Annotated in this window: 10 protein-coding genes; 4 read left to right on the top strand and 6 right to left on the bottom strand. The window is 31.6% G+C overall.

What is annotated here, in order from left to right; all coding sequences use genetic code 11:
* Positions 1 to 15 precede the first annotated feature (15 nt).
* Both ABD715_RS03585 and ABD715_RS03590 read left to right on the top strand, forming a co-directional pair.
* Positions 16 to 315 (top strand): 4a-hydroxytetrahydrobiopterin dehydratase, encoded by a 300-nt coding sequence (locus tag ABD715_RS03585; protein ID WP_344786698.1) that lies wholly within the window; start codon positions 16 to 18, stop codon positions 313 to 315.
* A 134-nt stretch (positions 316 to 449) separates the two neighbouring features.
* Positions 450 to 1,187: a YebC/PmpR family DNA-binding transcriptional regulator gene (locus tag ABD715_RS03590; RefSeq protein WP_344786699.1), complete on the top strand. Its 738-nt coding sequence runs from the start codon at positions 450 to 452 to the stop codon at positions 1,185 to 1,187.
* 241 nt (positions 1,188 to 1,428) lie between these two features.
* Here the strand turns inward: ABD715_RS03590 and ABD715_RS03595 are convergent, their stop codons facing one another.
* Both ABD715_RS03595 and ABD715_RS03600 read right to left on the bottom strand, forming a co-directional pair.
* Positions 1,429 to 2,673, bottom strand: a complete 1,245-nt coding sequence (locus tag ABD715_RS03595) for an Ig-like domain-containing protein (RefSeq protein ID WP_344786700.1) — start codon at positions 2,671 to 2,673, stop codon at positions 1,429 to 1,431.
* Positions 2,674 to 2,699: 26 nt separating this feature from the next.
* The gene (locus ABD715_RS03600) at positions 2,700 to 3,575 is read right to left on the bottom strand and encodes a 3-keto-disaccharide hydrolase (protein ID WP_344786701.1); all 876 of its coding nucleotides are present in this window, start codon (positions 3,573 to 3,575) and stop codon (positions 2,700 to 2,702) included.
* A 369-nt stretch (positions 3,576 to 3,944) separates the two neighbouring features.
* On the opposite strand from ABD715_RS03600, the gene ABD715_RS03605 reads away from it, so the two are divergent.
* Positions 3,945 to 4,460 (top strand): VOC family protein, encoded by a 516-nt coding sequence (locus ABD715_RS03605; protein ID WP_344786702.1) that lies wholly within the window; start codon positions 3,945 to 3,947, stop codon positions 4,458 to 4,460.
* Positions 4,461 to 4,979: 519 nt separating this feature from the next.
* On the opposite strand, the gene ABD715_RS03610 is transcribed toward ABD715_RS03605, so the two are convergent.
* A complete protein-coding gene (locus ABD715_RS03610) occupies positions 4,980 to 6,200 on the bottom strand; it encodes a glycoside hydrolase family 117 protein (protein ID WP_344786703.1) in 1,221 nt (406 codons plus the stop codon).
* Between the two features lie 331 nt (positions 6,201 to 6,531).
* On the opposite strand from ABD715_RS03610, the gene ABD715_RS03615 reads away from it, so the two are divergent.
* The gene (locus ABD715_RS03615) at positions 6,532 to 8,115 is read left to right on the top strand and encodes a transcriptional regulator (protein WP_344786704.1); all 1,584 of its coding nucleotides are present in this window, start codon (positions 6,532 to 6,534) and stop codon (positions 8,113 to 8,115) included.
* Between the two features lie 122 nt (positions 8,116 to 8,237).
* Here ABD715_RS03615 and ABD715_RS03620 read toward each other — a convergent pair whose 3' ends face one another.
* The 3 genes from ABD715_RS03620 to ABD715_RS03630 form a co-directional block, all read right to left on the bottom strand.
* Complete coding sequence (locus tag ABD715_RS03620) at positions 8,238 to 8,885, bottom strand: DUF4982 domain-containing protein (protein WP_344786705.1); 648 nt, start codon at positions 8,883 to 8,885, stop codon at positions 8,238 to 8,240.
* Between the two features lie 117 nt (positions 8,886 to 9,002).
* Positions 9,003 to 10,763: a glycoside hydrolase family 2 protein gene (locus tag ABD715_RS03625; RefSeq protein WP_344786706.1), complete on the bottom strand. Its 1,761-nt coding sequence runs from the start codon at positions 10,761 to 10,763 to the stop codon at positions 9,003 to 9,005.
* 152 nt (positions 10,764 to 10,915) lie between these two features.
* Positions 10,916 to 12,505, bottom strand: a complete 1,590-nt coding sequence (locus tag ABD715_RS03630; RefSeq protein ID WP_344786707.1) for a hypothetical protein — start codon at positions 12,503 to 12,505, stop codon at positions 10,916 to 10,918.
* Between the last annotated feature and the right edge of the window lie 5 nt (positions 12,506 to 12,510).

The following is a 12,510-nucleotide window of genomic DNA, read 5'->3' on the forward strand; positions in this document are numbered from 1 at the left end:
CTAAAAGAGAGACACATGAAGCAAATAAAATTAACTGAAGACGAGATAGAAAAACGCTTATTACATTTACCAGATTGGGATTATTTTGATAATGCCATACATGGAGAATTTGAGTTTGAAAATTTTAAAGACTGTTTTAGCGCTATGAGCAGAATTGCTTTTGAATGCGAAGCCTTAAACCATCATCCAGAGTGGAAAAACGTTTATAACATACTTACCGTTTCTTTAACCACACATAGCGCAAATGGTGTAACACCCTTAGATTTTAAATTGGCAGAAGCCATAGAAAACATTGTAGAACCAGAAGAAGATTAATTTGTTTTTGATTACTAGGTTTTTAACTTTGCGTTAAATTAAAAATAATTTATAGAATCTATTTATATAGGTTTTAAAATAACATAAAATAAGGTTTTCGCTTTCGCGGAAACATCACACAAAATAATAATATTATGGGAAGAGCTTTTGAGTTTAGAAAAGCACGTAAAATGAAACGTTGGTCTGCAATGAGCAAAGCCTTTACACGTATAGGTAAAGACATAGTAATGGCTGTTAAAGAAGGAGGTCCAGATCCAGACAGTAACTCGCGTTTAAGAGCAGTAATACAGAATGCAAAATCTGTAAACATGCCAAAAGATAATGTAGAGCGTGCTATTAAAAAAGCTAGTGAAAAAGGCCAAGGCGATTATAAAGAAGTTATTTTTGAAGGTTACGCACCTCATGGTGTTGCTATTTTAGTAGAAACTGCAACCGATAATAATACGCGTACTGTAGCTAACGTGCGTAGTTATTTTAATAAGTGCGATGGTAGTTTAGGTACATCTGGCTCTGTTGTTTTTATGTTCGATCATACTTGTAATTTTAAAGTAAAGGGTGAAGCATTAAATTTAGAAGAGTTAGAACTAGAATTAATAGATTTTGGTGTTGAAGAAATTTTTGAAGACACCGATGAAGATGCCGATGGAAACGAAATTAATAGCGTTATGATTTATGCTCCTTTTGAAAGTTTCGGGAAAATTCAATCTTATTTAGAAACCAATGATATAGAGATTCTTTCTTCTGGTTTTGAGCGCATTCCTCAGGTTACCAAACCACTTGATGCAGAAAAAGTAGCTGATGTTGAAAAGCTATTAGAAAAGTTAGAAGAAGATGATGATGTACAAAACGTATATCATACTATGGAGGGGTAAACACATATTTACTTTTTTTAACAACCAAGTGTTATTTTGAGTCTGTTTAAAGCTCTATTTAGTTCATATAAATATTATGGCTTTACATTTATAGTCAATCTATAATATATCAATTTAAATCATAAAATAAGGGCATGATATTTTTCATGCCCTTTTTGTTGAATCAAACTAAACTAAACTAAACTAAACTAAAAAATAATCTGTTTAAAAACAACTGCAAATCGAGATAATACTATCTCAATTAAATATCTTCTAGTTTCCATGTGCGTACCCAGTCTACACGCATTGTATTTATACTATCATCACTTAAGTCGTCTTTATCTGCTAATCCACCTAAAAAGCATTCATCTACTGTCCATAAATCCCAAAGTAGCTCAAGTTCTAGTGTAAAATCTTGACTTGTAGTCACTTTTCCTGCTGGCTCTCCATCTAAATAAAATTGAACAGTTCTTTTATCAATCCACCAACAACCAACAATGTGATAGTCTTCGTTCCAAGTTTTATCCTTTTTAGGATTTTCTGGGAGTAACCACCTAGTATCATAATTACCCTCATGTCTTTCTGTAACCCCATTTTTAGCAATGAAATATTGAGAATTCATTTGTGTTGGAAACAAGTGAGTTGTCCAAGGAAAATTAGGTGTATTCATAGATGTATCAATACATTCTTGTGTTGGTTTTGAATTATTTTCAACAATATCTATTTCATCTCTATTATTGATATCTCCATTATTTAACCAAAATGTATTAAATGCAGAGATATGTGCTGTTTTCATGCTACACTCAGTATACATTGGAAAACTAATTTTTGTCTTTGAATATATTCTTGCAGATTGAAACCATCTTCCATCTGTATTTGGTTCTCTTAAAGTTGCCTTAATCCACAAATCTCCATCATCAACTCCAGAGTTTGTGCTTGCGTTGGTCATCCAAACTGGCACTCCATAATTCCAAGTATGGTGTCCCCATTTAGTAGTATCCAATGGCCCATTAAATTCATCAGACATCTTATCTACTTTTACCCATTTTTTTCCTGTTGGTGTTGTATTGTCAATAGAAACAAAAGAAGGAAAATTAGGATCCATATTTTCAAAATCTTCTGCTGAGGGTCCCGCAACCTCACTTACCTTTACTTCAACCGAAGCAGTATCTTCGTTAGCATCTTTGTCAGCTATTTTATAAGTAAAACTATCGGTTCCAAAAAAACCAGGATTTGGTATATATTCAAAAACCCCATCGCTTACTTCAGTAACATTTCCATTTGCTGGAGCATTAATAAGACTGTAGTTGTTAGAATCCCCTCCGTTACTACCTATATTATCGTTTGTAGACACATTTATTTGATTTGCCTCTCCAGAACTACTATTTTCATTAACTGTAAGAAAATCATCACTCGCAGTTGGTCCAGTAAATCCATCGCTAGAACTTGATGAACATGATATAAGTACACTAGCAATACTATAAATTAAGAATAAATTAGTTTTCATAGAATTTTATTTAAATTTTTATTAGCTTAGAAAAGATCTTGTTGTTTCTGAGTAAGAGAATCTATTTTTCGTATTTTAATATCTTTAAAGAATATTTCTGCAGCTTCACTTTGTAATTGAATCTTACCTTTAACAAGTGGTACATCATTTCCCTTCTCGTCGATATATCTAGAATTTTTCAAAATCATAACTACCTCTCCATTAACCATGTGCAAACTTTTGCCATCAAAACAGTAAAGGTCTAGCGTATTCCATTCATTATGTAACTTTTCATAATTGCCACTTCGTAAACAATAATTTCGATATGGACTGTTCATACTTAGTGTGATGAAATCTTGAGATTTATGAGCCATAGGGTCTAATACAGATTCTGGTTTATAAGCTCGTATGTCTATTGCTGAATTTGCTTGACTCCAAAAATCACCTGTATGTCCCTCCATAATCTGAAATTCTTGAGAAAGCATCCATGATCTCCAATACTCTGCACCCATAGGCCCTATAGAGTGATACAAAATACCTGAATCTTTAAGTAAATTTTTTCTGTAAGCCCATTTTTTATCGCCCCACTTATATTTTAACTGAAAATGATAGTTTTCATATTCTTCTTTAGTAATTAAGCAACCATAAAACTCTCCTGTATTTCTAACAATTACATTCTTTTCTTCTTGGAATGTTGTAAATACGTCATAACCCTTAGGATTTAAACCTATTGGAGGAATTAAATTGCCTTTATTATCTTTTGGTTGTGTTCCATTATATCCTGGTTGAATTTGATAACTTAAATAAACATCCCATTTTGATAAATTAGAATCAACTAATTCTTCCCAATCAAGAATATTACTCGTATCCTGCTTCCCTTCTTTTTTTAATTCAGAACAAGAGGTTAAAAGTAAAAGAAGCATTAAGATATTTTTGCCAATTGTCATACTGTTTTTATTTAGTTTAATAAATCTAGTTTAAAATCTATTTGTATTTATTCTATGGTCAATTTTTGTAAAAAGCGTTTTCAAAAAAAAGTAAAAACAAATTTTAAGAATGGCTCATTATAAAAAACTAACCAACTGTAATATTACGAAACAAAATGTTTTAAAAGACCACCATGAACGGAGTAAAACGAGTTGTTTGGTTTTTGTTGAGTAACTATTACTCCTCTTTTAACCTCTAATTTTACAAATATTTCTTGTTCAGTTTTAATTCAGTAACTTAAAGTTTAAACAAGGGTATATTAACCTAAATTCGTAAATACTAATTAATTTAAATACATAAGTTTTATGAAAAAAAGAGCCACCATTTTAAAGAAATTTTCTTTCCTTTTAATATTTACAATATTAGGTTCAACCTCTTGCTTAGCACAAAGTTCTACCCTAGAAACAGTAAAAGAAAAAATTAAACCTAAAGGTCAAGTTACAGGTTTAAAATACATTTGTATCCATGTACTAAAACTAGAAAAAACACTTAAACTTTATCGTGAAATTCTGGGATTTAAATTAAATGACGCAGAAGTTCTTCATGGTCCTGGACTCGAAGGAATGTTGGTAATGAAACTAAAAGCGAATGATTTAACAATAGGATTATCTCTTACTGCACCCGAATTTTGGAAAACTGTAGGAGAAATAGGAAATACTAATCATAATCATTTTATGCTTAAAGTTGATAATATTGCAACTATAGGTGATAAATTGAAAGAAGAAGGTTATGAATTGGAAAATGAGAATTATGCTCGTGATAAATATACTTTTTTTGTAGGACCAAATGGCGAAATCATAGGGCTTTCGGCCTGGGACTAATTAATAAGTATTGTCTTTTGGGTATCATTAATTCATTTAAAGACACACTTAAAAGAAAGTGTTGTTTTCTATACTAATTAACACCTTAAAGCATTGAAGATCAAATTATATTAGCACTAAGACTGTAAAACAAACAGGTTTCTTTTTGCGTTTTCTATTGGTAAAAAAATAAACCGTATCTTATTTACGGTTTATTTTTTTTTATAAGAGACTACAAAAATATACTATAAAAACTAACCTGATACTTTTAAATTGCCTTTTAGGACATACAGTGGGTTGTATTAAATTAAAATATAACTATTAGTTTTACTTAATAAGTTTAAAAAAGATAATTAGGCCATCGAAAATAACAGAAGGCTTCAATTATTTTTTAAAACAAAATTCCGTTCCATTTTTTCTTTCTTTCACAAAATAGGCTTAATAAAAACTTAAAAACACAGAGTATTGCAAATATAAAGGGGCAATTCTCGAAATATGAGTAAAGCCCCTTTAATAATAATAATAATAATAGTCCTAAAGTTATTCTCCAGGAGCCCGGTGTTCAGTTTTTCTTTCAGAAGAAAACCTCATTATACTTTGGTAATCCCAACTGTTATATACATGAGACAAACCCCAACGCAAAATTTCTGTAGGATCTTTATCATTGTCTACTGTTCTATTTAACCCAATAGCATGAGCATCAACACCTTTTAAAACAGACTTGATTTCGAAATTAACACCATCTGGCGACCATTGAATTGTATTTTTTTCTGGCCCATCAGTAGTGATTAACGATGCTATTCCGCCTTTATAAGGCCAAACACAAATTTCATGACCACTATTACTAATTGGATTATAAGACGATTTTACATAAGGACCTAACGGTTTATCTGCAATAGCTACACCATGACGAATTTGACGTCCTCCAAAGGTGATTTTCTCACCCATTTGTTCTCCCTTATAATATAAATAGAACTTTCCTTTATAAGGAATAATACAAGGGTCGTGTACTTTATGGCTATCAAAATCTCCCTTTTTTTCAACCATAAACCTGTTTTGTTTTTTTCCTTTCCAAACACCATTATCGGCAGGGCTTAGAATGGGTTTATCTAGTTTAGTCCATGGACCATTAGGCGAATCTGCCCAAGCTAACCCAACTTGATTTTTAACTCTAACCGTGTATGGAGATTTAACCGTTTGATAGCTTAAATAATATTTATCTTCGTGCTTCATAATTTCAACGGTAAATACAGATCTGTCGTCATAAGAACCTTTAGGTCCACGAGCAACAGCTATACCTTCCTCTTTCCATGTCCAACCATCTTTAGAGGTTGCATACCATATATCACATCTATCCCATGGAAAAACCTTGTCGTTTTCAACATCACCTCCAAAACCATCACATTTTCCTGTACTTCTAGAATACCATACGTAATATTTACCGTTTTCTTTTATCATAGCGCTAGGATCTCTGCGCACAACACCTTCTTCATAAGCTAGGTCTCCTTTTAAAGGTTGTAGACCTCCAAATTCAATATACCAATCATTACCAAGATCTGCAGGCCATTTTAAAGCTCTTTTAGATGCGGTACTCAAATGGTTTATATCCGTAATGCCTAAATGATCTATTTGCGCCTTAGATATTTGCAAATCAGCAGAGTTTTTGTTGTCTTTATTACTATCATTCCTTGTGTTAGTTTTACAAGAAACAAATACTATAATTAATAACATTTGTATGAGTAATTTTGCTTTTAAAGTCATTTTTAATTGTTATTTAAGTTGTTAATATTCTTGAACAGCTACATGTTTAAGTAAATTTTATTTGTTAGTAAGAGCGAAGAATACTCAATTAAGTATTTTATTAACTTTTACTGTAACTGTTACTACAAATATGGGCTATATACAGTTAAAAGCATGTGATTTTTAATCAATATAAACTGAACATTTTAAAAAAAGAACTAAATTTTAATGAACTCTATCTAATCAAATAGTATCTTGAACTAGAGTTATACACTTTATTGTCTGTTCAGAAAAAAAACATAAGTGTTCGATTTGATAAAACATTATAATACAAAGGATTGCAAAAATAAATATGAGGAATTTTAATTTTAAGAAAAAACTTTTTTTACTCGTTTTTTTTGTGTGTTTAGGTATGAATGCTCAATATCCATATGGTACAAATGAGTATATTAATAAGGCGAATCCGTTATTATCCAAAAATTTAGATAGTGCTATTATAAATTTAAATGAAGGTATAAAGTTCTACACTAATAAAAGGGATACAATAAATCTGATCAATACTTTGTGTTATCGCTCAGAGGTGTATGACAATGTATTAGATTATGGCAAGTCCTATGACGGTTATTGGAGCGCTTTAATTCTTGCAGACTTATCAAATAATGATATTTCTAAAGCAAGAATTTACCAAGAATTAGGTTGGCTATATACGTCCTATAGAAGAGAAGAAGAATCGTTACGCTATTTCAATTTGTCTCTCGAATTGAAGAAAAAATTACTTGAACAAAAGAAAATAAGTAGAAATTATTTGGTTAGTAATTATTTTGCTATTGTTAACTTTTACAGGGTGAATAAAAATTTACCCATGACCAAAATTTACTTAGACAGTTGTCAGATTTCTTTAAATAAAATAGAGCCAAAGGAAAGGTCTTATTATGTTGAATCTGAACAGGCTTATTATAAAGCTGTAATAGGAGGTAAATATAATGAAGCTCATGATATACTAAACGAAACCAAGGATTACTTTCAAGCAATAGATCCTTCATATTTAACTGTAATTAATTTCTTAATTGGAGAAGTTTATAGGATTAGCGGAAATATTGATGAAAGCATCAAGCATTATAGAGAATCGCTCAAGTTTTCTGTGATGTATAATAAACATTTAGGTTATAAACAGTATAATTATGAGTTGTTATCTGATTTATATTATGATAAAGGAAATTACAAAGAAGCCTTTTATTTTAAAAATAAAGCAGATGAGCTAAATGAGCGAATATTTGGAAGAACTAGTGAAAACAATAAGCATTTAATAGAAATTAAGGATAAATACAGGCTGCAAAAGGAGACTGAAAAGGCACTACTGAAAGAGGCTAGAATTGACAAACTTGAAAACCAAAAAAGAATAGGTTTTTTACGAAATATTTTAATGGCTGTTGTGGTTGTTTTTCTAATACTGTACGGAGTGCTTTTTGTTAAAAATTTAAGAAGAAAACATAAACTAGAGAAACAAAAAACAAATGAAGTTATGGCACTAAAAAATAGAGAACTTACTGCCTCCGCTTTACAATTAATTGAAAAAGAAGAGTTTATTACTAAACTAAAAGAAAGCATTTCTAATAATGAAAATATAGATTTGAAAGCTTTAAACAGAATGATTAGTGGTTTTCAGAGTTCACCTGGTGGCAATTGGGAGGAATTTGAAGCAAGGTTTACTTCTATAAATCAAAGTTTTTATAAAAACATTAGAAGTAAATATCCTAATTTAGGTAAAACCGACTTAAAAATTTGTGCTTTAATTAAACTTGGTTTTTCTAGCAAAGAGATGTCTTCTCTTTTGGGTATTACCATAGAGAGTGTACACACATCAAGATACAGATTAAGAAAAAAACTTAATATAGCTAAGGGAATTAACTTGGTAGAATTTATATCAACCATATAAGTTGACAAAAAAAATCTCAGATTAATTTATAATCTGAGATTTTAAAGCAAAGTATTACACAACACCGTCTTGTGTTTAAGTAGTTAATTACATTTCTTGTTCATACCTTAATTTTTATTAACTTACTTAATTTCAATATTAATTGTTTTATCTTCAAAACCAGAGGCTCTTGCTGTAACTTTTACAATACCCGGTTTAAACTTTGATTGTATAATGGCTAAACATCGTCCTTTGGCTGTAGTGATTTTTTTAGATTTAAAATCTTGAGTGTTTGATCTTGCTCCATTATCTACACCTAACCATCGGCAATCGCCTTCAACAATAAACTCTATATCAGTATTTTCTGTTATAACTTCTAATCCATTTTCATCTAGCAATTGTACTTCTAAATGAGCAACATCATAACTATCTGCTTTTAATGTGTTTTGATCAGTTGTAAACTTTAAGGTGGTTGGCTTAGAGGTTGTATGTAACTCTGCAATCACCTCTTGTCCATCAAAACCAGCTTTAGCTGTCAAGGTTCCTGCTTCATAGGGTACATTCCATCGGAATAGACGATCTGGACACTCTGACATGCTTCTCCTTCCTAATGATTTTCCGTTTAGCAGTAGTTCAACTATTGTATGATTAGAGCAGACTTCTACAACTACCATATCTCCTTCTTTATAATTCCAATGCATATTAGAATCTCTCCAATTATAGGACGCGTCAGCATTTTCAGGAAGTTCTTGACCAGATATTTCATTAGCCTTAGAAGCAGATTTTTTCATGAGTAATGTGCCTATTGAAATATGTGGTTTATTAACCCAAATACTCTTAAAATAGTTCCATCCTTGATACTTAAACCCTGCTAAATCTAATAAATCGCCCCATCCACTTTTATTTGGTCAATCTCCATGTCTTTCTCCCATATAATCGATTCCAGTCCACATAAAAATACTAAAAACACCGGGGTTTTCTATAACTTGTTTCCAATCGTCCCATGTACCTGGATTTTCGTTAATTGTAATTTGTTTATTTGGAAAGTATTTTAGACCCCAAGGAATATCCTTATTTCTATAACTAAAACCGGCAATGTCTATGGCGTCTGCATAACCACTCACCATACTTGTTTGCGCTACTACAAAGTTTGCTGTTACGGGTCTTGTAGTATCTAATTCTCTAGTCCATTTACTAAGCTGTTTAGCGGTCTCAGTTAAACTATATTCTGTTTTTTCAATAGAGTCAAAGCGTTTCTTCATTTCTTCTGGTGTAAATAATGGAGCACTACTCCAGTAACTTCCAGAATCTTGGGGGTCGTCTGGATTTTCCCAAAAACCAGTTACATACCTGTAATGAAGGTATGTCCATTCAATTTCATTTCCAATACTCCATTGAAAAACACTTGGATGATTTCTATCTCTTAATATGGTTCGTGTTAAATCACTCTTGTTCCATTTTCTAAAATGATCTACATAACCTCTAGTAATATAATCGTCATGTCTATCGTGGAAATTTAAACGTTTATCTTTAGCGTATTCAAACTCATCAAAAAACTCATTTTGAACAAGGATTCCCATTTCATCACATAAATCTAAAAACTCTTGAGAGTAAGGATTATGGGCTGTGCGAATAGCGTTTACTCCACAGGCTTTTAATTTTTTAAAGCGTCGTTTCCAAACACCTTTAGGAACTGCAGAACCTACTAAACCAGCATCATGATGCAAACAAACTCCTTTTACATCGGTTATTTTTCCGTTTAGTTTAAAGCCAAAATCTTTATTAAACTCTATACTTCTTATACCAAATGGTGTTTCGTATTTATCAATAACTTTTCCTTTTTCTAAAATAGTAGTAATAGCCTTATACATATTAGGGTTTTGAGTATCCCATAATTTTGGATTTACTATTTTTAGAGATTGGTTAAATGTATTTTCTGTTTTTGATGCTAAATGTAATTCTTGCGAAACTTGAGCCACCTCGTTTTCTTTATTATCTAGAATAGATGTTATAAGCGTAAAAGACTTACTGCTATTGTAATCATTTTTTACTTTTAATTCTAGATTAACCTTAGCTTCTTCATTGGTAACTATTGGAGTGGTTAAAAAGGTACCCCAAATAGGAATGTGTAATTTATTAACAGTTATTAACTTTACATTTCTATAAATACCACTGCCCGAATACCAACGACTATCTGCATATCTTGAGTGGTCTACATGTACCGTTAATATATTTTCATTACTAACATCTTCCAGAAGCTCTGTTAAGTTAAAATATACAGGAGAGTATCCATAAGGATTCTCACCGAGAAGTTTACCATTTAACCAAAATGTAGCATTATTATAGACTCCATCAAAAAGTACATATGTATTTGTTTCCTTTTTATTTGATGGTGTTTTAAAATGCTTTTGATATAGGCCTACTCCACCTGGAAGAAATCCAGTTGCTCCTTCATATTTAGGATCAAAAGACGTTTCAACACTCCAATCATGGGGCAATCTTAGTGTTCTCCAATTTTTATCTTTTAAAGGAATAATTTTAGGTTTTGTAGTGTCCTTCAGCATGGTAAATTTCCATTCGAAGTTAAAATCTGTTTCCCGTTGAATATCTTGGGCATTTGCCTTAGATAGAAACAAAACACTTAATAATAATAATATTAATATTCTCATAAAATTTAATTATTTATAAAGGGATTATTTGAATTTGCTACTTACGTATTGCAACAAATTACATCTATGTATTAACTATTTTAAGATTTAAAAAAGGGTCTGTCATTAATTTCAGACAAACCCTCTTTTTTCAACTAACTAAACTAATAATTTTAAGGTCTCAACTCAACTTCAGCTAAGAAGAAATCGTCTAAATACAACTTAATTGGATTAGCATTATTTTCATTATTACCTCTAATTAACCAAGTAATCTCGGCATCAGTAGAAGCTTTAATGTATGATTTATGATATACCCATTCTCCAGTAGGAAATGATGGATTTAAATTACTTATACCTATATCTCCCATGGCCCAGTTACTAGCATAAAATCTAACGTCTGAACTTGCAGTACCTGTAGGTGTAGCACTTAAATCACTATCAACATATAGCCAATATCCTAGTTCGTACTCTTGGCCAACAACTAGTTTAAAATTACCACTACCTGAGAAAATCCATCCTCCGTTAGACCTCATTGTAATTTCCATACTTTGCGATCCAGAATGTGGTAGATTAGAATTTATAGCGATGTCATATTCACCCCAGTTACCACCCCAAAATTGATAAGGCCAATCTCCTCCTCCATCGTTTTGTGCAGTAGTAGATTCACATCCAAAGTCGAAAGTGGTAGATTCATAAATGTTTGAGTTAGCATCAGTGGTTGTTGACATAACATCAGTAAAGGCATCAGCATCAACTTGATCTGCAGTTTTTAAGCTTCCTGGTGTATATGATACAAAGGCATCATCATTATCATACATGCGCTCTCCTGTCAATTCTAATAGTACAATATTATTTTCATCGTCATCTATGGTTACATTTTCAACTGTTGGGTTAAACACATTCTCACCATTCTCTAGCCTTACTGTAAAGTTAGAAGCTTTTAAACTAGCAGGATCCATATCTCTACTAAACTGAAGTGCAACAAAACCATTTTTCTCTCTAACCGCCTCCAAAACAACAGGTTCTGTAGAAGGAATAACCTTTATAACTTTTTCAAAGGATATAGTATCTGCATCTCTTGGGCGAAATCTTGAAGCTATGAAGTTTATATCATAAGAACCTAAAGAGTTAAACTTCATGTCTACTTCATTTAAAGTAGTTTGGATATTATCAGGTTTACCACCATCAGAAGTCCATAGTACACCATCTGGTTCGCCAATTGCCTCAAAAGTTAATCTTACAAACTTACTAGCTGTAACTTCATTTTCTGCATCATCAGTTAACATTAATTCATTTCCAGTTGTCCCATCATCATTAACATGGTATAACTTTAATGTAGATTTGATTGAATCAAGCACAGTTACAACAATAGTTGTATCTAATACTCTACTATTAATAGGTTGGGTACTATCATCATTTGGGTACACGTCTCCACCAAATGTTTGACTTAATTTAACATCATATACTCCAGGCTTGTAAAAAACGCCTTTAATTACAGCTTTTTCTGAGGTACTAGCTCCGTTTTCAGCAATAACGGATACACCGGTATCTCCGGGCATAGTCCAAATTCTTGATACTACACCTCTTGAAATGTCACCAAAGTCTATATGTCCATTGACAGAAACTTTATTTTCAAAATCCATTTCTGAGGTCACTATTATTCTATGGTTTGTGTCCATTGTTTCAACAGACAAATCTTCTCCACAGCTTACAAAAAGTAAGCCTAATACGAAAAGAATACTTAAATATTTGTTTATTTTCATGATAA

The organism is Postechiella marina (assembly GCF_039538365.1).
Classification (GTDB): domain Bacteria; phylum Bacteroidota; class Bacteroidia; order Flavobacteriales; family Flavobacteriaceae; genus Postechiella; species Postechiella marina.